Origin of the sequence: Streptomyces sp. NPDC093261, from assembly GCF_044753645.1 — a bacterium.
Lineage (GTDB): Bacteria > Actinomycetota > Actinomycetes > Streptomycetales > Streptomycetaceae > Streptomyces.
Genome location: NZ_JBIVNO010000023.1, coordinates 60,331 through 80,844, shown reverse-complemented (window position 1 = coordinate 80,844; position 20,514 = coordinate 60,331). Strand labels below are relative to the sequence as shown.

Annotated in this window: 26 protein-coding genes and 1 tRNA gene; 18 read left to right on the top strand and 9 right to left on the bottom strand. The window is 66.5% G+C overall.

Translation table 11 applies throughout. From position 1 onward, the window contains the following. Positions 1–798: 798 nt before the first annotated feature. Positions 799–1,059: a 2Fe-2S iron-sulfur cluster-binding protein gene (locus tag ACIP94_RS33140; protein WP_402434034.1), complete on the bottom strand. Its 261-nt coding sequence runs from the start codon at positions 1,057–1,059 to the stop codon at positions 799–801. A 222-nt stretch (positions 1,060–1,281) separates the two neighbouring features. Between ACIP94_RS33140 and ACIP94_RS33135 the strand changes: the two genes are divergently transcribed. Further along, positions 1,282–1,500, top strand: coding sequence for a hypothetical protein (locus ACIP94_RS33135; RefSeq protein ID WP_402434031.1), 219 nt, complete (start codon positions 1,282–1,284; stop codon positions 1,498–1,500). A gap of 299 nt (positions 1,501–1,799) precedes the next feature. Here the strand turns inward: ACIP94_RS33135 and ACIP94_RS33130 are convergent, their stop codons facing one another. After that, entirely contained in the window at positions 1,800–3,218 is a 1,419-nt protein-coding gene (locus ACIP94_RS33130; RefSeq protein ID WP_402434029.1) for a sugar porter family MFS transporter, read from the bottom strand. Between the two features lie 811 nt (positions 3,219–4,029). On the opposite strand from ACIP94_RS33130, the gene ACIP94_RS33125 reads away from it, so the two are divergent. Then, the gene (locus tag ACIP94_RS33125; protein ID WP_366024589.1) at positions 4,030–4,221 is read left to right on the top strand and encodes a hypothetical protein; all 192 of its coding nucleotides are present in this window, start codon (positions 4,030–4,032) and stop codon (positions 4,219–4,221) included. On the opposite strand, the gene ACIP94_RS33120 is transcribed toward ACIP94_RS33125, so the two are convergent. After that, positions 4,196–4,660, bottom strand: coding sequence for a very short patch repair endonuclease (locus tag ACIP94_RS33120; RefSeq protein ID WP_402434026.1), 465 nt, complete (start codon positions 4,658–4,660; stop codon positions 4,196–4,198). The two genes, ACIP94_RS33125 and ACIP94_RS33120, sit on opposite strands and share 26 nt — an antisense overlap. Before the next feature lie 89 nt (positions 4,661–4,749). On the opposite strand from ACIP94_RS33120, the gene ACIP94_RS33115 reads away from it, so the two are divergent. Further along, positions 4,750–6,009 carry a DNA cytosine methyltransferase gene (locus tag ACIP94_RS33115; protein WP_402434023.1) on the top strand — a complete coding sequence of 420 codons (1,260 nt, stop codon included), beginning with the start codon at positions 4,750–4,752 and terminating at the stop codon, positions 6,007–6,009. Between the two features lie 28 nt (positions 6,010–6,037). Here the strand turns inward: ACIP94_RS33115 and ACIP94_RS33110 are convergent, their stop codons facing one another. The 4 genes from ACIP94_RS33110 to ACIP94_RS33095 all read right to left on the bottom strand — a co-directional run bounded on the left by ACIP94_RS33110 (position 6,038) and on the right by ACIP94_RS33095 (position 9,579). After that, the gene (locus tag ACIP94_RS33110) at positions 6,038–6,901 is read right to left on the bottom strand and encodes an NgoMIV family type II restriction endonuclease (RefSeq protein ID WP_402434020.1); all 864 of its coding nucleotides are present in this window, start codon (positions 6,899–6,901) and stop codon (positions 6,038–6,040) included. 14 nt (positions 6,902–6,915) lie between these two features. Further along, positions 6,916–7,719: an HNH endonuclease gene (locus ACIP94_RS33105; RefSeq protein WP_402434017.1), complete on the bottom strand. Its 804-nt coding sequence runs from the start codon at positions 7,717–7,719 to the stop codon at positions 6,916–6,918. A gap of 148 nt (positions 7,720–7,867) precedes the next feature. After that, positions 7,868–8,380 (bottom strand): HEPN domain-containing protein, encoded by a 513-nt coding sequence (locus ACIP94_RS33100; protein ID WP_402434015.1) that lies wholly within the window; start codon positions 8,378–8,380, stop codon positions 7,868–7,870. A 14-nt stretch (positions 8,381–8,394) separates the two neighbouring features. Further along, the gene (locus ACIP94_RS33095) at positions 8,395–9,579 is read right to left on the bottom strand and encodes a DUF262 domain-containing protein (protein WP_402434012.1); all 1,185 of its coding nucleotides are present in this window, start codon (positions 9,577–9,579) and stop codon (positions 8,395–8,397) included. A gap of 517 nt (positions 9,580–10,096) precedes the next feature. Between ACIP94_RS33095 and ACIP94_RS33090 the strand changes: the two genes are divergently transcribed. Then, on the top strand, positions 10,097–10,891 hold the full coding sequence (locus tag ACIP94_RS33090; protein ID WP_402434009.1) for an NUDIX domain-containing protein: 795 nt from the start codon (positions 10,097–10,099) through the stop codon (positions 10,889–10,891). Here the strand turns inward: ACIP94_RS33090 and ACIP94_RS33085 are convergent. After that, entirely contained in the window at positions 10,875–12,008 is a 1,134-nt protein-coding gene (locus ACIP94_RS33085) for an XRE family transcriptional regulator (RefSeq protein WP_402434006.1), read from the bottom strand. The genes ACIP94_RS33090 and ACIP94_RS33085 overlap by 17 nt on opposite strands. A 335-nt stretch (positions 12,009–12,343) precedes the next feature. On the opposite strand from ACIP94_RS33085, the gene ACIP94_RS33080 reads away from it, so the two are divergent. The 14 genes from ACIP94_RS33080 (at position 12,344) to ACIP94_RS33015 (ending at position 20,320) form a co-directional block, all read left to right on the top strand. Then, positions 12,344–12,700, top strand: a complete 357-nt coding sequence (locus ACIP94_RS33080; protein ID WP_402434003.1) for a hypothetical protein — start codon at positions 12,344–12,346, stop codon at positions 12,698–12,700. A 2-nt stretch (positions 12,701–12,702) separates the two neighbouring features. Further along, entirely contained in the window at positions 12,703–14,058 is a 1,356-nt protein-coding gene (locus tag ACIP94_RS33075) for an FtsK/SpoIIIE domain-containing protein (protein ID WP_402434000.1), read from the top strand. Between the two features lie 83 nt (positions 14,059–14,141). Further along, complete coding sequence (locus ACIP94_RS33070; protein WP_402433997.1) at positions 14,142–14,345, top strand: hypothetical protein; 204 nt, start codon at positions 14,142–14,144, stop codon at positions 14,343–14,345. Positions 14,346–14,347: 2 nt separating this feature from the next. Further along, on the top strand, positions 14,348–14,554 hold the full coding sequence (locus ACIP94_RS33065; protein WP_402433994.1) for a hypothetical protein: 207 nt from the start codon (positions 14,348–14,350) through the stop codon (positions 14,552–14,554). Between the two features lie 13 nt (positions 14,555–14,567). Then, positions 14,568–15,389 carry a hypothetical protein gene (locus ACIP94_RS33060; protein ID WP_402433991.1) on the top strand — a complete coding sequence of 274 codons (822 nt, stop codon included), beginning with the start codon at positions 14,568–14,570 and terminating at the stop codon, positions 15,387–15,389. Positions 15,390–15,409: 20 nt separating this feature from the next. Then, on the top strand, positions 15,410–16,075 hold the full coding sequence (locus ACIP94_RS33055; protein WP_402433988.1) for a DUF2637 domain-containing protein: 666 nt from the start codon (positions 15,410–15,412) through the stop codon (positions 16,073–16,075). A gap of 18 nt (positions 16,076–16,093) precedes the next feature. After that, a complete protein-coding gene (locus ACIP94_RS33050; protein WP_402433985.1) occupies positions 16,094–16,270 on the top strand; it encodes a hypothetical protein in 177 nt (58 codons plus the stop codon). 5 nt (positions 16,271–16,275) lie between these two features. After that, positions 16,276–16,467, top strand: coding sequence for a mobile element transfer protein (locus ACIP94_RS33045; RefSeq protein ID WP_311698312.1), 192 nt, complete (start codon positions 16,276–16,278; stop codon positions 16,465–16,467). A gap of 12 nt (positions 16,468–16,479) precedes the next feature. Beyond that, complete coding sequence (locus tag ACIP94_RS33040; protein WP_402433981.1) at positions 16,480–16,635, top strand: hypothetical protein; 156 nt, start codon at positions 16,480–16,482, stop codon at positions 16,633–16,635. A gap of 23 nt (positions 16,636–16,658) precedes the next feature. Further along, positions 16,659–16,970 carry a SpdD-like protein gene (locus tag ACIP94_RS33035; RefSeq protein ID WP_402433978.1) on the top strand — a complete coding sequence of 104 codons (312 nt, stop codon included), beginning with the start codon at positions 16,659–16,661 and terminating at the stop codon, positions 16,968–16,970. Positions 16,971–17,059: 89 nt separating this feature from the next. Then, entirely contained in the window at positions 17,060–17,245 is a 186-nt protein-coding gene (locus tag ACIP94_RS33030; RefSeq protein WP_402433975.1) for a hypothetical protein, read from the top strand. Beyond that, entirely contained in the window at positions 17,238–18,611 is a 1,374-nt protein-coding gene (gene repSA, locus ACIP94_RS33025) for a replication initiator protein RepSA (RefSeq protein ID WP_402433972.1), read from the top strand. Before ACIP94_RS33030 ends, repSA begins: the two co-directional genes overlap by 8 nt. 237 nt (positions 18,612–18,848) lie before the next feature. Next, positions 18,849–19,088 carry an excisionase family DNA-binding protein gene (locus ACIP94_RS33020; RefSeq protein ID WP_402433969.1) on the top strand — a complete coding sequence of 80 codons (240 nt, stop codon included), beginning with the start codon at positions 18,849–18,851 and terminating at the stop codon, positions 19,086–19,088. Continuing rightward, positions 19,088–20,320 carry a tyrosine-type recombinase/integrase gene (locus ACIP94_RS33015; protein ID WP_402433966.1) on the top strand — a complete coding sequence of 411 codons (1,233 nt, stop codon included), beginning with the start codon at positions 19,088–19,090 and terminating at the stop codon, positions 20,318–20,320. The genes ACIP94_RS33020 and ACIP94_RS33015 overlap by 1 nt, the downstream gene beginning before the upstream one ends. 79 nt (positions 20,321–20,399) lie before the next feature. Here ACIP94_RS33015 and ACIP94_RS33010 read toward each other — a convergent pair. Next, positions 20,400–20,487 (bottom strand) — tRNA-Ser (locus ACIP94_RS33010). Between the last annotated feature and the right edge of the window lie 27 nt (positions 20,488–20,514).

Genomic DNA, 20,514 nt, shown 5'->3' with positions numbered 1-20,514 from the left:
CAGCAGGCGGACGCGACGACCAGTGCGCGGCCGGTGTTCAGCGGACACGACGGGCTCCGATGTCGCCGGAAGACACCTCCATGCTCCCTTCATAACACCGCGGGGCAAACAAGGACCTACTCTCCCGAGACGGACCATCCGCCCGTGCTCCGGTTCCTTCGAACATCCCGGCCGGCGGGCCGGTCCCGGAGGCGGCCGCCGCTGTCGGTCCGGGTGTGAAGGCAGGGTGTTCCGGGGCCGGTTGAGGCGCGAGGGAACGCAGCGGAGCCGGCTCGCGCCCGTGTGCCGCCTCCACGGGCGGGCGGGGGCACGAGACAGGGACCGCGCGGCCTCGGTGGTACACCGCGGTGACGGTGAGGTGCGTGCCGCTCTCATCGGGCGACCAGTGCGGCGGCCCGTTCGGCGAGGGCCGGCACGGTGGCGTGAGGGCCCGCGCGGGGAAGGGCGGGCCGCAACGGCCCCCGGCCTCGCTCAGCCGGTGCACCAACGCCCCGGTCAGCGCGGTGAGGTTCGCGCGGCCGAGGACGGGGCGCAGATGGCCGTCCGCGGCGGACTGCCGCATCCCGTCGACGATGTTGAGATCCCGGAGGGTGGTGTAGCCCCGGTCGGCCCCACTGCCGATCGGCAGCGGCCACGCCGGCGGGACGGCCATGGTCTCCGGCCCGTCGGCGGCCCCGGCCTCCGGCAGGAGCTCCCGGCGCTGCGGTTCCTTTGACAGCCGTGCCGCGAGGACACAGCCGGCGCTGCCCGCGCCCACCACGACGTAGTCGAACGGGTCCATGTCTCTCCGGCGATGGCCTAGTGCGGCAGTTTGTCCAGGGTGATCGGCAGGTCCCGGAAGTGATATCCCGCGAAGTCCTGAACCGCCGGCGCCGGACAGCTGAGCGCGCGCCGGCCACCGAGCCGCACGGTACGGGCGCCGCACTGCCCGTGGTCACACCTCTTCTGCGGGCTGGTGATCCCGAGACGTTCGCGCAGGACGTCCAGCAGGCTGGTGCGGACGTCGACGACGACCCGGTGCTCCTGCCCGTCCACCCGCGGTGTGATCTCCCTGTCCACGGGACGCACCCCCGCACTCCATGTCGGGATGACGGCGGACACCGCACAATCCCAGTTTTCCCGAGAGCCCGTCGGCAAAACGGAATATCCATATTTATCCATTGATGTCGTTACCTGCTGATGGCGTCTTTACCCGTCGATGTCAAATCCCGGTGCTGCCCACGACCTTGAGGGCGGCGAGTCCGATGGCGGAGAAAATCGAACACATGATTGAATTCGTGCATGCGACCGTTCCCCGACGACCTCGTCCAGGCCCAGCGGCAGTGGAGCACCACCTACCACCAGCTCGCCGAACGGCCCGGCCGGACCGAGCTGCGTCGGCGCCTGTACCGGCTGTCGACTGCGGTGCTCTTCCACCCGTACTGGCAGGAGCGCGGCCGGACCCCGGCCGCCTGGACGGAGCTGCGGAACCTCGGGCAGACGGGAGGGAGTTGGAGGTGACGGGCGTCCGGCGCGGCGACGGTGCGGGACATGGCGGGAGGCGGCGCGAATCCGCCGATGCCGCCGACGAACCGGGGACGCTCCGCGGCTTGGGCGAGGCCTGACGGTCCGTCGACGCGGCTTCCCCGCCATCGCCGTTGAGAGTGGCTGTTGTTGACCGTGAGACGGCCGGAGCCAGGGGCCCGGACCTACGCCATCCGCGGAGCGCGAACCCCGGGTCGGACTATGCATGACGAGTTGTCCGACCCACAGGCCCCGACTATGACCCTCCGAAGCCGCGCTCCGCCGTGTGGCTCGCGTCAGACGCGGACGAAGTCGCGGGGGCGGAACTTCCCACTCCTCAGATGCCTCTCGATGTCCTCAAGGCTGTGCCCGGAGAGCTCCGGCATCCGCAGGTGCACGAACAGCCATGCCGCGACGTTGAACATCCCGTAGATCCAGAACACCTGACCCACGCCGAAGACGCTGATCATCGTCAGCAAGGTCAGCGTGATCACCAGGTTCGTGCCCCACAACGTGGCCGACTGCACGGCTGTGGCGGCGGCACGCACCGCCAGCGGGTAGATCTCGGAGCCGGTCAGCCAGCCCATCAGCTGGAGCCCACCGGCGTTGAAGAACATGAAGACCAGCAGGCAGGCGACGATGGACGGCACATATGCGCGGCCGGCATGGCCGGTGACGAAGAAGGCGCCCAGCGCGAACAGGCTGAGTGCCGCGCCGGGCACCATCACCAGGGTCAGCCGGCGCCGCCCGACCTTGTCCACGATCAGCAGGCCGACCACCATCATCACCAGGTAGGTCACGCCCAGCGCCACGCTGACCCACAGCGCGACCGTCTTGGAGAATCCGTTGTCGGTCAGGATGGTCGGGGCGTAGTAAATGATCATTTCGATGCCGGACAGCTGGGTGAAGACGGCGATGCCACAGCCGACCACCAACGCCGGCCGCACCCATGGCTGCCGCAGTCCCTTCCACCCGCGGTGGTGGCTGCTGGTCCGCTGCCGGCGTCCCTCCAGGGCCACGATCTCCTCGAGCTCGGAGGAGATGTCGTATCCATCGGGCCGCATCTGCTCGAGCACCCTGGCCGCTTCGTCCGCGCGGCGGTATTTCAGGATCAGCCACCGCGGGCTCTCGGGCAGGCGCAGCTGCAGGATCAGCATCACCAGTGCCGGTACGGCGGCTGCGCCGATCGCCGTACGCCACGACACCGACTGGCTCGCGCCCACCAGCGTCGCGATGACGATGCCGACACCGATGGCCAGTTGGAAGCAGAGCACGAGCCGTCCGCGGATCCTCTTGGGCGCCAGTTCGGCCACGTACATGGGCACGGTCTGGGTCGCGCCGCCGACGGCGAAGCCGAGCAGCACCCGGAACAGGGCCAGGGTGACCGCTGTTGGCGCGAGCGAGCAGGTCACACTGCCCAGAATGAACACCGAGCAGATCAGCAGGATGGTGCGGTGCCGGCCGACGCGCTCGGACAGCACGCTGCAGGCGAGGGCGCCGATCACGGCGCCCAGCAGGATCCCGGCCGCGATGATCTCCTTCATGCCGTTCCCGATGTGGAACTCCTTGGAGATCTGCAGTAGCCCACCGGAGATGATGCCCGTGTCGTAGCCGTACAGCATTCCGCTGACCGCGGATACCACGGCCGCCATCAGCATGCGCCCGTTCAACTCCTTGATCGGTGGCGCCTTCGCTGTGGCAAGGGCTGGGGACATGGTCCCTCCAGAGCGGTGAACCCCCTTCCATCCTTCCACCCGACGCCCACGGCTGCGGAGACGACTCCTGTGGCCGCGGGCCTGGCTGCTGCCCCAAGCGGGAGCAGACCCGCCGGGAGCACAGCCTCACCCACCGGCGGTCCCCTCGGCCCCGCCACCGACTACCGCGTCCGGAAGCGGCTCCGGCAAGCCGCCGGCGTAGGGGACGGGCGTCTTCATGACGCCCGCCACACCACCGCAACCGTCCTGCCGATCCTTGGCGTCCCGGACGTCGTGACCGACGCGAGCACGGGTCGGGAGCCTAAGGGGAGCGGCGCGGATGCGCGCTCGGTGCAGGTATGTGACGAGGACCATGCTCCGCAGGACCGCTCAGCACGTCGGAGACGCTCTCCGGGAGCCGCCCGGCGGGGCCGAGAAACCAACCGCGACGGAAACCGCGACGGAAACTGAGACGGGAATGCCGGAGGGCCGGGCCACTTTCGTGGTCCGGCCCTCTGAACTGGCGGAGGATACGAGATTCGAACTCGTGAGGGGTTGCCCCCAACACGCTTTCCAAGTGTGCTCGTGCCCGCCGGAGGGTCGTACGGGACCGTTCACCTGCGTTTGGGGGTGCTCGTTGCCCTGGGTATCGACTTGCGCTCGTACTCGTCTGGACGGGGCGGTACGCGTGCGAATGAGACCAGAAGTGAGACCACTGCCCGGACCGGCACAGCCGGGTTGCCGGGCAATCGACCACGTCCGATCGGGCGCCCTGACCTGCCACGTCACCCGTCGGTTGCGGCGGCGGCCGCGGCATAGAAGGCTCTGCCTCGTGCTTAGGGAACCTATCCAGCTGACGATCGCAGAAGACGGCTCGGTCGTCCTCCCCCTTGGGGTGCTCGCCGAGGCAGGGCTATCTCCCGGGAGCTCCGTGCTGGCCTACAGCAATGGCGACGGCCGGCTCGTGCTGCGCAGGGAAGAGGACGCGGTACAGGACCTCATCCAGTTCGGGCGCCTCGACTAGCCGGGGCAGCGGCGTCAAGAACCGCGAGGATGCGCTCTACGGCCTCCTCCGGGGCCTCGTGCTCCCATACGCGGACGACTGTCCACCCTGCGGCTCCCAGGGCCTCGTCGGCGGCCCTGTCCCGCGCGACGTTGCGTTCTAGCTTGGGCCCCCAATACCCGCCGTTGACACCAGGTTGCCGACCGTGTTCGGGGCAGCAGTGCCAGAAGCACCCATCCACGAAGACGGCAACTCGTGCGCGTGTGAAGACGATGTCTGGCCGCGGGCGCGCGTCCTCCAGCTGTAGACGGACGTCCACGCGGTACCGCTTCCCCGCGGCGTGGAGCAAGGACCGAATGATCCGCTCAGGCTTGGTGTCTCGCCGCTTGATCGCAGCCATGTTGCGCGAGCGGCCGGGAGTCGGCGGCGTCGACGCTGCGGGATCACTGTCGAGGGTCATCGGTTACACCGTAGCCAAGAGTGTCAGACCTTCGGTGTTTGATGGGTCAGGATGGTAGACCTGTGAAATCCCGACCTGGAGGTACGAGCGTGGCTGATCTGTCGGCCGTGGAGATCTGCGCGGGCGCTGGGGGCCAGTCGCTCGGCCTTGAGCTGGCAGGGTTCGATCACGCGGTGGCCGTCGAGCTGGACGAGAACGCTGTCAACACGTTGCGTGAGAACCGCGACTGGAAGGTCGTACAGGGGGACGTCGCCGACGAGGACCGCTGGGAACCCAACAAATACCATGGCGTGGATCTCCTGGCGGGGGGAGTGCCCTGCCCTCCGTTCTCGATCGCCGGTAAGCAGCTCGGTGCCACTGATGAGCGAGACCTTTTCGCATGGGCCGTCGAACTGGCCGGGAAGATGCAGCCCAGGGCATTGCTTCTCGAAAACGTGCGCGGTCTTTCGATGCCTCGTTTCTCCGCATATCGTCAGCACGTGAAAGATCGTCTCAGGGACCTTGGGTATTGGTCCGACTGGGAACTACTTCACGCGAATGACTATGGCGTTCCCCAATTGAGGCCACGTTTCGTCCTCGTCGCCATGCGACATGAAGACGCTCAATGGTTCGAGTGGCCTGAGAAAACGCCCACCGAGGACACCGTTGGAAGTGCCCTGCACGAAATGATGAAGTCTAAGGGCTGGCTGGGCGCCGACGACTGGGCGACCAAGAAAGCAACCGATATCGCCCCGACAATTGTTGGCGGCTCAAAGAAACACGGTGGCGCAGACCTCGGGCCAACCCGTGCTAAAGCAGCCTGGCGTAACCTTGGTGTCGATCCCATGGGCGTTGCCGACGGACCGCCCACAGTGAATGATCCCATCGACTTCACACCCAAACTCACCACGGAGATGGTGGCTCGTATCCAAGGCTGGGGCAAGGAGCCTGAATACGAGTGGCGTTTCACTGGCCGCAAGACGACGAGGTACCGGCAGATCGGTAATGCATTTCCGCCCCCCGTAGCACGAGCGGTTGGCACTTCCATTGCCAATGCGTTGAGCCGTAAGGGTCAGCCCAAGGAACTGGCTGAGGTAGAGACCGAGGTCATGCATGACCGGCTCTATTTGGCCCTTAAGAGTGCTCCGACTGCACTGACGGAGAAGGAGCTGGTGAAGCTCTCGGGCGAGAAGATGGACTCTCTGACTTTTGAGCGCCGGATGGCCATGCTCGCCCGAGACTTCGTGATCGACGAGGACGACCAACTCGGGGGACGTGCGTACCGCCTTGCGGGCTTCAAGGGATTCATAGGCCAGGAAGGTCACGAGCGGCACGCACGCTTCGCCGAGATGCGGTCCCGGATCAGCTGACTGTGACGCCGATAGGTGAAACCTGCCGCTAGATGGCCAGATCGAGCGGCAGGTCGCTGATATCCCTTAGCCGCTTACCAGCAACCAATGTGTGTAGCATACTGATTGCTTCGTCGTTCTGAGTTTCTTCAACTGCCTTGATTAGCTCCGGCAGGGCGAAGTGATACACGGTGTCGATGTCGCCAGTACCGAGTGCCAAAGATGCCAATCTGGACGGCGAGGGCTCACCCGTGACAACCGCGATGTGCGGGGTACGGCCTTTCCGGTTGCGGATTACGTTAAGAGCCTCGGAGCGTGCATTCTGCGCACGGTCGCTCCGAAGTGTCCACTTGCATGAAACTATGGCGTGGACGATGGGTTGCGGCTGATTAGCCTTCCTGATGACGGCGTATCGACCCGATTCCGAGTCCACGAGATTGTGATCACGATTGATTATGTCGTCCGGCTCAGGGTGCCGCAGTACCAGGATGTCAGGACTGATCTCATACGAATTGCCCAGTACCGAGGCGAGATTCCGGTCGTTCTCGATCGCCCTGGCCAGGTCGGCCAGATGCCTGTAGGGCTCGTACTTGGAGATTTGGTACTCGGCGCGGGATCCACCAACGTTCTCAATAGTCCAGTCACCTGGACGAAGAGACTGAAGGAGGGGGAACGTATTCTTCAAGAACCCTTCCACAGCCTCCTCGAACTGCTTCCCGACTCGCTGCCCCGTGAGTTTCTTCGGGATGACCTGAGCCGAGAGAACCTTTGCGATGCTCAGTGCTATGCCTACGCTGGTTTTCTGACTGCTATCGGCATTCGAAGCCACATCATCGGGCGATAGGGAGAGCGTTTGTCTACCGACGAGATCATCGTGAAAATTCTTCCTGGCCGCGGTAAGCGCCGCTGTCACGTGAGAAATGCTCCTTAACTGGAGGACCCTGCACTGCTCTGCAGGTACGCGATGAGGTCCTCTTTCTCGTTGTGAGTGAGGACCCGGGCGTGATCGTAGACGCGATCAAGCTCCGAACGAGTACGCTCCCCCCGCTGTAGCCAACCGAGCAGGGTTCGCTTGTTGGCGCGGTTCAGACGCCTTACCTGGGCTAGTACTTCGTCGTGCTGCCTGGGATCTGGGATCTCGTCTCGCACTGGTTCGTTGCACCGTGCGCACTCGGTTCGCCAGTTGTCGATGTCGTCAGCAGTTCTTCGGGTCCTGAGGCGCTCCTGGGGCACCCGGTGTCCGATCGTCAGCGCGGCCTTGTTGTTGGGTTCACCCGGGTAGGACTCCCCGGCCGCGATGCCGCAGACAACACAGCGGCTATCATCGCGCAGGAACACCTCGCGCCGGACTCGGGCGGATGGCGCGAAGGGCCTATGAGCCCTGCGGTCCTCGGCCAGCCAGTACCGAGCACCCTTGACCTGTACGCGGTACTCATCTGGTCTCAGCGAGCCGTCATCTTTGTTGGATGGCAGGACCCACCCGACCGCCCGCAAGGTGCGGAGTCGGCGATTGAGGTGCTCGGACTTACCAACGATGTCTGGCCCCAGTGCGTCCCGGAGCTCGTTCATCGTGAATATGTCGCCGATCTCCTTGTTGAACCACAGCCAGGCCGCCAGGCGCCGCTCTTGGCCGAACGGCTTGCTTCGCGTGCCAGGCTCCACTGTGAGCTCCCACCAAAGGGTGCCATCCGGGGCTGTCGGTCCGTCATGCTCGCTGGCGTCCAAAGGCATGCGCAGGAGTATGGCCGGCCTAGTGGATCGCTGCCTAGCCGTTACGGGGGAGGTCGACCTGGCTCATCGCCAGAGATGGCTGGGCGACTGTCTCACCTGATCCGGCATGGTTCGGGACTCAGATGATCCTGCCGCCTCATCAGACGTGTCATTCCGGCTGCGTAAACGTCATCTTCAGTAGTTCGGGCAGCTGGTCAACAAATTGATCCCCCAGTTGGTAAAGTTCGTGAACTTCATCTAGTGTCTTTTCCAAGACGAAGCTAGCGTAATTGTTGTGCACCATATGATTGCGGAGAGAGCCTATCTCCATGAAGGCGCTAATGTGGGAGGTCAATTTCGAGTCTTGGGCGCAATGCTTCTTCATGTTGCTTTTGAAGTCTTGCCCGAAGAGAGACCAGAACTTCCCGGCGTTCCTGCTATCCCAGTCGAACAGTGTGTGATATTGGCGCCGGATAGCTTTCTGCTCGATCAGTTCCAGCAATTTGTTGTCTAAAGTATGCGCGGAGACATGGTCTCTCAGGGCATCGCATACCCTCTCCTCGAATTCACTGGCCGCCGCGAGAAGTAGTACTTTGGGTAGCGTGGTTTGAAGAGTGGCATGGTGCGATGCTTGTTGCTGGTCTTCTAGGTAACTGAGTACGCTCCTGTGATCTTCGTACATCCTGTCCACTGGACTCATGCCACGCCGCCGACAAACTCAGCGAGAAGTTCCTTTGTCTTCTCAAGGCGCAATGTGACATTGGTGGTTTTAGTGGAACCCTCATGGGTGGTCTTGGCCCAGTCGGGGTCACTCCCAATTTGGGTGATCCATTCCGGTCGGAGAGTGGGCACCGCCCGTCCTTGATCCCGCAGGTGAAGTGTAGTTACGTACACGGATTCAAATAGAAGAGGGCTGAAGCGGCCAGAGCCAGTCTGATAGGTAGTGCGATCACAGTCCCTATTGAGTGACATGAACCATGACCACTCGCCCTCGGTTTTGCTGACCTTGGCCTGGTCAAATTTCTTGGAGCTCTTGCAGAAGCGGTTCACGAAACCTGTCATGGAGCCTGCATATCCCGCCGTCCCTTCTCGCAAAGCGAGACTGCGCAGGATCACCTCCATGTCCTTCATTCGGGAATCTGGGTCTGATGACCCCAACAGCTCTCGCCACTTGTTCTGCTGGTTTAGGTCGAAGAGGCTCTCGAAGAACCTGGAATGGTATAGGCTTGCGCGGATCTCTTGAGGATTGAGATTCACGCCTCCAGTGTTCAGCCTATTGAACATCTCAAACATGGCGGAATCGTCGTCCGCCGGATTGACTTGCTTGACGATAATGTTGCGAATGGTGCGGAGGTCAAATTGACGCTTGTATCGATCGAGCGTTTTGTAAGCTAGGCCGTTGAACCTATTGGTTTGGCCTGGAAGTGAGGGCAGGCTCAACTTGAAAGGCTCGAAGTAGTCATCGTCGGCTAGAATCTCTTCAGAGATGCCACCTTCCGAGTTGAAGAACTTTCGCAGGATGCTCCGCTTCTCCTTGCGCGGGAACCTCCCCTTCGCGAAGAAGAAGACGGTCATGAGGCGCTGCTGTCCGTCAATCACCAAGAAGTCATTATTTCCCTCCTCGTAGAGGAATACCTGAGGCACGGGCAAGCCGAGGATAAGGGACTCGATAAGCTTTGATGCACGTTTGCGGTCCCAAACGTAGTTGCGCTGGAAGGGGGGGATCTTAATTGCCCCCTCTTCGATGAAGCTGTTAATTGTGCGTGTGTTGAAATCGTTAGGGGAGGCCACAATCTCATACTCATCGATCTGGCCTGTCGCTTCGTCTTCGTCCAGCTCGCTGATTTCCAGATTCTTGATGTCAGACTCTTGCTCCGACACGAGTCACCCCTTGCGTTGAAGTTACAGCCGGTACTTTAGCCGCGGCCGCGCTTGTTGGTCTGCGGTTTCCAAGGTTCCGGTTAGGGATGCTGGCGGAACGGGTTTGGCCGGTGGCCTGCCCGGTCTGGGGTCGAGCATGGCCAGGGGGCCGTACGCTGGTTGGCAACTCGGGCAGGCTTTGGACCTGCCCGCAATGTGCACGAGTGGCCCCCTGGTCTTGCTCGACGCGGGACCCGGACCGGGGAGGTGGCTAAAGCCGTGGAGCCCACCGGCCTCAGCCACAGAGGGTTTTCTCTGCTCTGCCCGCTGCACGTAGCGCGCCGCCGGGCGCGGCCAGCCGGGGCGGAGACAGGAGGCAGGCCGCGCCGCAGAGGCGGCGCGCGCCCGCGCTGTGCGCGGGCCTTGATGGACGTAGGGAAAGTTCTACCGCGCTCTGGCTGATCGTCCCTGACGGGCGTCGTATGCAACCCGTAGGCTATGGCGTACGCCATGGGTTATGGAGGAGCGTGCTTAGGGGATGGGACCGAAGTCTGAGCGGGTCTACCGCACGGTTCGCGAGTGGATCACGACAGGCAAGTACCAACCTGGGGCCAAGCTCCCGTCCGAGCGGACCTTGTCCGAAGACTTGGAGATCGGCCGTACGGCACTGCGCCAGGTCCTGGCGAAGCTGGTTGCCGAAGGCACGATCGAGGTGCATGGCCGCAGTTCCTACCGCGTCCCTGACCATTCCGTCACGACTGAGGCTCCGACGGACATCGAGCCGTGGCAGATCCACGGTGAGCGCACCCTGTACGACAACCGCTGGGTGAAGCTCAGTCTCGTCGACGTCCAGCCGCCCGGAGTTGAGCGCTTCGAGCATCACGTGGTGAAGCTGCACCGTGTGGCGATCGCGGCCGTCCTCGACGACCAGGGCCGTGTCCTGATGATGTGGCGCTACCGCTTCGTCCCTGACTCCTTCGGTTGGGAACTACCGGGCGGCATCGTCGAGGACGGTGAAGAGCCGACGCAGACCGCACTGCGTGAGGTCGAGGAAGAGACCGGCTGGCGGCCGGAGGCCCTTGAGCACGTGGTCACCTACCAACCCATGGTGGGCATGGTCGACTCGCCGCACGAGATTTTCGTGGGCAAGGGCGCCAAGCTCGTCGGGGAACCGACGGACCTCGAAGAGGCGGGGCACATCGCCTGGGTGCCCCTCTCGGACATCCCGGGACTCATGGCACGTGGCGAACTCATGGGTTCGGGAACGCTCGTCGCTCTCCTCCATGTCCTGTCCTCGCGCGGCGCCGGCACTTCGCCTACAACTGCTGCGTAAGCTGCTCGACCCTCCGCCGCTGACGAACTGATCCCGTACGGTTCGCTATCAAACGGGCCTGGCGGAGGTGGTCGTGCGCCTGGTCGTACTCGCCGCGGGCCATGTGTGCCTGGGCGAGGTCGCAGCGCAGTCCGGCGGACGCCCGTATGAACGTGGGGTCGGCGTTGTCGAGCGCCGTGTAGAGGTTGCTCACCGCCTCGTCGTTGCCGATCAGGGCCAGCGCGTTTCCGCGCCACCTGGTGAGGTGCCCTTCGTTCAGGAAGATGCTCAGCATGTCCGGATCGCGGGCTTCGTCGCCTGGCGGGAGAGTTCGCGTCGCTTTCTCCAGGGCGCGCTGGCAGTCGTCGGGCAGGCTTGCCCGGGCGCAGATCTCGGCTTCGGCTGCGTACAGCCAGGCGGTGAGGCGTGGAGACATGGCTTTGCCGCCGAGCCGTTGCGCATCGCGTATCAGCTGCACTGCCATGGGCGCCCGGCCCGCGTCACAGAGCACGTATGCCTGCTCGGCGGTGGCGTGCGCCAGATACATCGGCTCTTCGGCTTCTTGGGCGGCTCGCTTGCCTAACTCGTAATGGCGCCAGGCACGTTCAACGGCTCCGACGTCGAGTGCCTGCCAGGCCGCCAGCGTCGCCGCTCCGGCCAGTGCTCGAGCGACTGGACGACGGGTATCCGGCAGTACGGCGAAGGTGAGGGCGTCCTCAAGGGTCGCCAGGTGGGCTGTCATCTGATCGACGAGGCTGGCGGCACCCATCTGCCGGTCCATGGTCCTGAGCAGCTCCGTCTGATCCATGAATGTGTTCACCATGGTCAGGCTGATACTGCGAGCCGCGTCTATACGGCCCATGAGGTCGTCGTATCCGTCCGTCATGGTCGTCGGCGTCAAGAGCTCTGCCTTGCCGCTGAGTTCGTCGTCAGTGATGCCGAGCAAGGCTCGCAGTATCTTCGCGTAACGTGCCGAGATGACGCGTCGGCCGTTCTCCCACTCCGAGACGTACACGCGCAGGCTGGCGGTCGATGCGACGTCGAGCGCGTGCTGTCGCGCATAGCGTTCGATCTCTCGGACCAGCCGCTCCTGCGACCACTCCCGTGCGCTCCTTGCTGCCTTGAGTCCGTTCATCACGTCTTGCCGCCCTGCCTGGGTTACAGAGACCTCATTGCAGCATGCCTCACATCAGTGCAGGTCGGCAGGGGTTAACGCGTCAAGTGTTAACCCCTGTTGACTACCGAGGAGTTGGCGAAGGAGCTTCCCTAGAAGGGTCGCAGTAAGGCGAGTTGAGAAGCCAGCGCGGCGGCACCGCTTGACTTCTGGTGCGCACCAGATGCAACCTATTGGTGCGCACCAGTTGGGAGCGCAAACCCCCGCAGCTTTGCTGCGGTCATCTGTCAACGCACGGAAGCGGCGACCCACCGCCAAGCAAGTACGCCGCTCCCGCCCCTCTTCAAGGGAGTTCCATCATGCGTCAGATTCCCGTCGACACCTCCGCCGCGACCGTGTTGGTCGCCAAGACCCCGCAGCCCAAGGTCAAGGACCGCCGTACGGGCGAGATCGCCACGGACGCCGAGACCGGCGCGAAGCTGATGACCGTGGACGTGATGTTCGCGGCGAACGACGAGGTCGAGATCCTGTCCGTCACCGTCCCCGAGCCGGGTATCTCCGGGGAGCTGGCCATGGGCACGCCGGTCGCGCTCACGGGCTTGATCGCCCGGCCGTGGGAGAACGACTTCAACGGCCAGAAGCGGCACGGCATCGCCTTCCGCGCGGTCGCGGTCACCTCGCTCGCCGTTGCTGCGTCGAAGCCCAAGGCGGCCTGATCGTGACCGCCTTCACGGTCACGCTCGTGCTGGTCGTCGCCGCTGCGGGTCTCCTGCGGTGGCGGCGCCCCGCCTGGTACTGGCTGACCTTCGGGGTCACCCTCGCCACGCTGCGGGTCCTGGTCCGCTATGCCTCTGTCATGGATGCCTGCGGGCTGGCTATGCCGCCTTCGCGCTGGCGCCTGGCGTTAGCCCGGGCCACGAACCGGCCCGTGCCTGAGTCCCGCCCGCCGCGCATCCTGCGCCTGCGCCCGACCAGGACCGGCCTGGTCCTGCGGCTCAAGCTGCGGCCCGGGCAGGACGCCTTCGACGTCGCCGCCGCCTCCGACCGCCTGCGGCACTCCTTCGGGATGTACGGCGTCACCTCGCGTGAGGTGCGCTCCGGTGTCGTGGAGGTGCGGATGACCGGCTACGACGTCCTCAAACGGGTGCAGATGCCCGCCAAGACCGACACCCGTCCGATGCGGGTCCCGGTCGCCCTGCGGGAGGACGGCGCGGTCCACTACCGCGACTACCGGGCGATACCCCACGCGCTCACCCTCGGCGCCACCGAGTCCGGGAAGTCGGTCTACCAGCGCAACCTGGTCGCCGGGCTGGCTCCGATGGACGTCGCCCTGGTGGGCATCGACTGTAAACAGGGGGTGGAGCTGTTCCCGCTGGCCCGCCGGTTCTCCGCGCTCGCCGACAACCCGGACACCGCCGCCAAACTCCTCGAAGCCCTCGTGGCCCGTATGGAAGGCGTCTACCAGCTCATCCGCTCCGAACAGCGCATCACCGCAGACGTTCCCGACGCCGAGATCGCCGCCGATATCTGGGACCTGCCCGATCACCTGCGCCCCACCCCGGTCGTGGTCCTGGTCGACGAGGTCGCCGAACTCGCCCTGTTCGCCACGAAGGAGGAGGAGAAGCGCCGGGACCGGATCGTCACTGCTCTGGTCCGCCTCGCCCAGCTCGGCCGCGCGGCCGGCATCTACCTGGAGATCTGCGGGCAGCGCTTCGGCTCCGAACTCGGCAAGGGCATCACCATGCTGCGAGCCCAGCTCACCGGCCGCACCGCCCACCGCGTCAACGACGAAACCTCCGCCAACATGGCGTTCGGCGACATCTCCCCGGACGCCGTCCTGGCCGCGATCCAGATCCCTGCCGAGATGCGCGGGGTCGCCATCGCCGGGGACTCCACCGGCGGCTGGCACCGCATCCGCGCCCCGCACACCTCACTGCGCCAGGCCGTCAACACCTGCAACCGGCACGCCCACCAGACTCCGGGCCTGCCTGAACTGGCCCCCTTCCGGCCCGCTCTGACCGGCCCCCCGGCGGCTGTGGTTTCGCTGTCCAAGACGGCCCCCGCTACGGCCTGACCTTCCCCACACCCCCGGTCGGCGCGACCGCCTTCGCGCCAGGTCCCTACCCCCGCCTTGCCTGATGAAAGGGAGATCCCGGCATGTGCCCCAACTGCGAGGACTTCGCCCGCACCGTGCTCCTCCTGGGCCAACTCGCCCTCTACGCCGACATGACCGGCGCAGACCTCGACTTCGTGGAAGCCGTCAGCCCCTCCCTGGCCGTCTCGCTGCCCGAACCGCCCCCGGGCCTCTTCCCGCCCGGCTACGACCCCAACGAGGGTCCCGAGTACCCCGGCGAGGGGTGACCGTGGCCAGCGCGAAACGGCCCGCCCCCCGCCGCAAGACGGCCCCGCCCAAGCCTGAGCCCGCGAAGTGCCCGGGCTGCGACGGCAACGGCGAGATCACCGAAGCCGTCCGGGTCGGCTCCCGCAAGGGCCGGATCACCGACGACCGCCAGAGCGGCCTGTGCCTCACCTGCTGGGGCACCGGCCTCGATCCGAACCCGGCTGCGTGAGGGAGCTCCCGCGATGCGCTTCTACCTGACCACCCACAAGCGCCATTGGGTGCGGCTGACCAAGGTGCCACTGTTCGTGAAGTCCGAGCATTTCGCCAACGCGGTCAGGCTGGATGAGGCCCAGGGGCCGTACGCGGTGGACTCCGGTGGCTTCACCGAACTCCAGCGTCACGGGCAGTGGACACGAAGCCCTCGCCAGTACGTGGGCGACCTGCGGCGCATCTGGGAGTGCGTCGGACCCTACGACTGGGCCGCCCCGCAGGACTGGATGTGCGAGGACCTGATCATCCACGGGGGCACGGCCGGGCCGCTGCACTTCGCCGGTACCCACCTGAGCGTGATCGAGCACCAGCGCCGCACCGTGGCCAATTTCCTGGACCTGCGCTCCCTGGCGCCGGACCTGCGGATCATCCCGGTCCTGCAGGGCCGCACGATCCCCGACTATGAACGCTGCCTGGAGATGTACGAGCGGGCCGGGGCCGACCTCCGGCGGGAACCGGTCGTGGGGCTGGGCTCGGTGTGCCGGTTGCAGTCCACCCGCGAGGGCGCTGCCATCGTCACCGCCATGGCCGCCCACGGGCTGCGCCTGCACGGCTTCGGCTTCAAAACCCTTGGCCTGGCCAAGGTCGGCCATCTGCTTGCTTCCGCGGACTCCGCCGCCTGGAGCTCCCACGCCCGCTACCGGCCCGCTCTGCCCGGCCACACCACGCACAAGAACTGCGCCAACTGCCTGGAGTACGCCCTGCGCTGGCGTACCCGCGTCCTCGACGCCATCCGGACCGCCGCACCGGCCACGAGCCCCACCGCTTCACACGGCCAACTGCCCCTGTTCTGAGCCGAAAGGAGGAGCACACCATGACCCGCTCGATCCGCCCGGACGCCGTCCTCGTTCAGGCCGTCATCGCTGGGGCCCTGTCTTTCGCCCACCTGCATGACCTGGCCGCTGCGGCCGGACAGTCTGGATGGAAGGCCTGGGCGTACCCGATCAGCGTTGACCTTCTCCTGGTCGCCGCCTGGCGACGCCTCCGCTCCGATGGGCCGTCCCGGCTGGCTTGGTGCTGGTTCATCGTCGCCCTGTTCGCCTCACTCGGCGCCAACGTCGCGACCGCCGGATTCCTGAACCTGGCCAATCCGCCCGCTCTGCTCCGCCTCGGCATCGCCGGATGGCCCGCCGTCGCCTTCCTCGGCGGAACTCTCCTGGCGCACTCAGCCGAGCACCGGGTGCCGGTCCCGTCGGCACCCACCCCCACCCCGGCACCTGATCCCGGATCCGAGCACGTCACCACCCCGCCTCCGGAGCCCCAGCACGAACCCGCTCCGGCACCCATCCAGGACGCCGCCCCGGCTCTGCCCGTCTCCGCCCCGGCGCCTGCGGTTCCGGCGGTGCTGGTCGACCACGCCCGCAAGGTCGCCGACGAGTACCGCACCCGCACCGGCTCCCCGATCGACACCGACACCCTGCGCGCCCGCCTCGGCGTCCCGCCCCACCTCGCCGACGCCATCGCCGCCCACCTCGCCTGACCAGGACGGAGATCAGACATGCGTGACTCGACCCGCCGCGCCCTTGAACGGGCGGCCGAACTGACCCGGCAGGGACGCCTCACCGAAGCCATGGCCACCGCTGAGCCCGTGATCCTCGCTGCCGACTCCGACGAGTCCGCCGAGATCCGCCGGTGGCTCACCGACCACGCCGACGACTTCACCAAGGAGGACTGAGCGTCATGCCTGCCCGCGACCACTTCCACTCCGTGATGAGTATCGGCCCGGTGCAGATCGGCACGCACCGCGACCGCAACGGCCGGACCAAACACGCCGCCGTGTGCACCGCCGACCGCTGCGGCTGGTCCGCCGACTACTCCAGTGCCTCCGCCGCCCAGCTCGCCGCCCGCACCCACCGCTGCCGCGTCCGCTAGGAGACCCCCGCCATGCAGGTCCCTCTCTGGTTCGCCCTGCTCGTCGTCGGATGGCTCGGCATCAAGCTCATCCGCCCGCCCTGGTGGCTCATCGCCATCCTGCTCCTGGGCGGCTACCTCCTCGCCGACAGCCTCCTCGCCCCCGCCATCAACGCAGCCGTCAAGTAGCCCGCAGCGAAAGGAGATCCACCATGCTCCGCCCCAAGATCCCGACCATGCCCACCCCGACCGGACGAGTGACCCCGCCCGCCGTCGTCGAGCCCACCGCCGTGATGCAGCACCGCCCGGCCCCTGCCCCGGCCGCGCCCACAACGTACCGTCCGACGGTCCAGCTCACCCCCGGCGCCGTCGTCGCCCTGGTCGGCGGTGGCACGGCCGTAGTCCTGGTCGTCGGCGCCGTCCTCGTCTCGATGCTCCTCGCGGTCGCCATCACCGGCGTGTCCGTCGCCGTCTGCGCGCTGGTGATCCGCTCCCTGATCCACGCCGACGCCAAGCGACGCTGACCGGCCCCCGGGCGGCCTCGATACCGCCAAGCATCCGCCGCCCGGGCGCCGTCCCTGTCCGATCACGCGAACCGGAAGGAACGTCCAGCATGACCCACCGCACCACACCCCGGCCCCGCATCTGCGGCAACTGCGACGGCTTCGCCTCCGCCGCCATCACCCTCGAAGGCCGCGACGCCCGCGGCCACCTGCGCACCATCACCGCACACTGCCCGGCCTGCCACGGCACCGGCACCGTGCACCGCCCGGCCGTCCGGGAGGGTGCCCGTGCCTGACACGCTGCTCGACCCGACCACCCTCAGCGACCTGCTGAGGGTGGCCTCGGCCCCCGACTACACCCGCTGGGAAGACCAGATCCGCCGCACCGGCGGCTGCGCCGACCCCATCCACCTGCGCGGCTGGATCCTCCACAAAGACAAGACCACCGGCGAGACCCTGCACCACTACACCACCGAGAACGAGCCCGGTGGACGCCTCCGCGTCGCCTGCGGCAACCGCCGCGCCTCCCGCTGCCCGGCCTGCGCCTGGACCTACGCGGGCGACACCTACCACCTCATCCGCGCCGGACTCGCGGGCGACGACCGCCGGGACATCCCCGCCACCGTCCGCGACCACCCGCGCGTCTTCGCCACCCTCACCGCCCCCTCCTTCGGCCCCGTCCACAACCGCCCGGACCGCGGCACCTGCCGCTGCGGCACCCGCCACCCCACCGACGATCCCACCCTCGGCACCGCCCTGGACCCGGCCACCTACGACTACGCGGGCGCCGTCCTGTTCAACAACCACGCCGGACAGCTCTGGCAGCGCTTCACCAACCGACTCCGCCGCGAAATCGCCGCCCGCGCCGGCCTTTCCCAACGCGAGCTGAAAGAGTGCGCGCGGCTGTCCTACGGCAAGGTCGCCGAGTTCCAAAAACGCGGCGCCGTGCACTTCCATGCCGTGATCCGCCTCGACGGCCCGGACGGCCCGGACACCCCACCACCCGCCTGGGCAACGGTCGGCCTCCTCACCGACGCGATCCGTGCCGCCGCCACGCACTCCTACACCTCGGTCTCCGTCCCGGCCGCCCAGGACCAACCGGCCCGCACGTTCCGCTGGGGCACCCAGCTCGACGTCCGGCCCGTGAAGGCCTTCGGCGACGGCTCCGAGATCACCGAACAGGCCGTGGCCTCCTACGTCGCCAAGTACGCCACCAAAGCCGCCGAGAACACCGGCACCCTCGACCGCCGCATCGGCGAACTGGCCGAACTCGACCGCCACCAGGTCCCCGACCACACCCGCCGACTCATCCAGGCCTGCAAGACGCTCGACCCCCTGTACCCGGACCGCCGCCTGTGGGCCTGGGCCCACATGCTCGGCTTCCGCGGCCACTTCTCCACCAAGTCCCGCCAGTACTCGACCACCCTCGGCACCCTCCGCCAGGAACGCGCCGACTACCGCGCCGCCCAGGAACAGGAGGCACTCGGCCTGGACGACACCGAGCCGGACACCGTCCTCGTCCTGGCCGACTGGCAGTACGCCGGACACGGCCACACCCCCGGCGAATCCGCCCTCGCCGCCACCATCGCCCGCGACCTCCAGCTCAACCGCCAAACCGCCCGTGAGGAACTCGCCGTCCTAGGGGGAGCCGATCATGCGTGAACGCTTGCGAACGGTGCAGGGCTCAAACTGCCCGGTGTGCCGCGAACTGCCATGTGCCGACTGCGCCGATTGCTGGGCAGCCTTCAGGGCCGACGAATGGACCGCCTGCCTGGAGTGCGGTGGCAATGGCCGTCACCAGACCGAGCCGCGCTTTCCATGCCCAGTTTGCGGTGGCTCTGCGGTCGTGCCGGCCCGTGAGGTCTTGATCTTGCTCGGCCTCGATTCCAAGGAGGAAAAGTGACCACAGCTGCAGCCCCACTTGCCCCGCTGCGCGCCGACCCGACGCTCCTCCTCCTGACTGTTGAGGAAGCCGCCCGCCGACTGGGTATCGGCCGGACTACGTGCTTCGGCCTCATCGCTTCGGGCGAACTGGAGTCGGTCAAGGTCGGCAGTCTGCGGCGCATACCGGCCGATGCCCTCGCCGCGTACGTGGCTCGCCTGCGTGGCAGCGGCGCTTCCTCGATGAGGGACAGGTAATGGGGAAGCGGAGCCGTGAGCCGAACGGGGCGGCCTCGATCTACAAGGGTGCCGATGGCCGATGGCACGGCCGTGTGACCGTAGGCATCCGTCCGGACGGCAAACCCGACCGGCGGCACGTCGGCCGCAAAACCAAGGCCGAAGTCGTCAAAGCGGTTCGGGAGATCGAGCGCAAGCGCGACTCGGGGAGCCTCAGCAAGCCGGGTGAGAGGTGGACGCTCGGGAGCTGGCTGGAGCACTGGGTATATGAGATCGCGAAGAAGTACGTCTCAGAGAACACGTACGCCGGGTACGAGGTGGACGTGCGAGTGCACCTGGTCCCGGGCATCGGTGCTCACCGGCTCGACCGCCTGGAGCCGGAGCACCTGGAGGCCTTCTACGCCAAGATGCAGCGTGAGGGCAGCAAGGCCGGGACGGCTCATCACGTGCACCGCACTGTGCGCGTGGCGCTTGCCGAGGCCCGGCGGCGCGGGCACGTCTCGCGCAATGTCGCCGAGATCGCCCGGGCTCCCCGGCTCGAAGAGGAGGAGGTGGAGCCGTACACCATCGAGGAGGTGCAAAGCCTGCTCCTGGAGGCATCCAAGCTCCGCAATAGCGCGCGCTGGGTCGTGGCCCTCGCGCTCGGCCTCCGGCAGGGAGAAGCCCTCGCGCTCCAGTGGGATGACGTGGATCTGGACGCCGGGTACCTGCGTATCCGGCGGAATCGGCTCCGGCCGAGGTACCGGCATGGCTGCGGCGGCGAGTCGTGCGGCAGGAAGCCGGGCTACTGCCCTAAGCGTGAGCAGATCCGGCGCGAGCACAAGAGCACGAAGTCACGCTCTGGCCGCCGGACGGTTGGCCTGCCTGACCCACTGATCAAGCTGCTCCGCAAGCACAAGGAAGAGCAGGACCGGGAGCGCACGAAGGTCGGGGCCGGCTGGGAAGACAAGGGCTACGTCTTCACGTCGCCGACTGGTGGTCCGCTGAGCCCGAACACCGACTACCACGTGTGGAAGCGGCTCCTTCGCGACGCGGGTGTGCGGGACGGTCGCCTCCATGACGCCCGCCACACGGCGGCCACGGTCCTCCTCGTGCTTGGTGTCCCGGACGTCATCGTGGACGCGATCATGGGATGGGAGCCGGGTGGCGCCGCGCGGATGCGGGCCCGCTACATGCATGTGACGGGGCTCATGCTCCGGAAAGTCGCGGACCAGGTCGGCGAGAAGCTGTGGGGCTCGCCCGGAGCCGAATGAGACCAAAAATGAGACCACGCACGTCGAAGGGCCCCACTGCGAACAGTGGGGCCCTTCGACATCGTGCCCGGTGAGGCACTGGCGGAGGATACGAGATTCGAACTCGTGAGGGGTTGCCCCCAACACGCTTTCCAAGCGTGCGCCCTAGGCCTCTAGGCGAATCCTCCGCCGGAAACATTACATGACGCCGGGGA

Excerpts from the sequence above, each read along its gene's own strand:
- ACIP94_RS33050 (WP_402433985.1), top strand. The coding sequence starts at position 16,094 with ATGCGTGACTCGACCCGCCGCGCCCTTGAACGGGCGGCCGAACTGACC.
- ACIP94_RS33090 (WP_402434009.1), top strand. The coding sequence starts at position 10,097 with ATGGGACCGAAGTCTGAGCGGGTCTACCGCACGGTTCGCGAGTGGATC.
- ACIP94_RS33120 (WP_402434026.1), bottom strand. The coding sequence starts at position 4,660 with ATGACCCTCGACAGTGATCCCGCAGCGTCGACGCCGCCGACTCCCGGC.
- ACIP94_RS33045 (WP_311698312.1), top strand. The coding sequence starts at position 16,276 with ATGCCTGCCCGCGACCACTTCCACTCCGTGATGAGTATCGGCCCGGTG.
- ACIP94_RS33035 (WP_402433978.1), top strand. The coding sequence starts at position 16,659 with ATGCTCCGCCCCAAGATCCCGACCATGCCCACCCCGACCGGACGAGTG.
- ACIP94_RS33130 (WP_402434029.1), bottom strand. The coding sequence starts at position 3,218 with ATGTCCCCAGCCCTTGCCACAGCGAAGGCGCCACCGATCAAGGAGTTG.
- ACIP94_RS33015 (WP_402433966.1), top strand. The coding sequence starts at position 19,088 with ATGGGGAAGCGGAGCCGTGAGCCGAACGGGGCGGCCTCGATCTACAAG.
- ACIP94_RS33135 (WP_402434031.1), top strand. The coding sequence starts at position 1,282 with ATGCGACCGTTCCCCGACGACCTCGTCCAGGCCCAGCGGCAGTGGAGC.
- ACIP94_RS33055 (WP_402433988.1), top strand. The coding sequence starts at position 15,410 with ATGACCCGCTCGATCCGCCCGGACGCCGTCCTCGTTCAGGCCGTCATC.
- ACIP94_RS33070 (WP_402433997.1), top strand. The coding sequence starts at position 14,142 with ATGTGCCCCAACTGCGAGGACTTCGCCCGCACCGTGCTCCTCCTGGGC.
- ACIP94_RS33105 (WP_402434017.1), bottom strand. The coding sequence starts at position 7,719 with ATGCCTTTGGACGCCAGCGAGCATGACGGACCGACAGCCCCGGATGGC.
- ACIP94_RS33060 (WP_402433991.1), top strand. The coding sequence starts at position 14,568 with ATGCGCTTCTACCTGACCACCCACAAGCGCCATTGGGTGCGGCTGACC.
- ACIP94_RS33040 (WP_402433981.1), top strand. The coding sequence starts at position 16,480 with ATGCAGGTCCCTCTCTGGTTCGCCCTGCTCGTCGTCGGATGGCTCGGC.
- ACIP94_RS33080 (WP_402434003.1), top strand. The coding sequence starts at position 12,344 with ATGCGTCAGATTCCCGTCGACACCTCCGCCGCGACCGTGTTGGTCGCC.
- ACIP94_RS33100 (WP_402434015.1), bottom strand. The coding sequence starts at position 8,380 with ATGTACGAAGATCACAGGAGCGTACTCAGTTACCTAGAAGACCAGCAA.
- ACIP94_RS33030 (WP_402433975.1), top strand. The coding sequence starts at position 17,060 with ATGACCCACCGCACCACACCCCGGCCCCGCATCTGCGGCAACTGCGAC.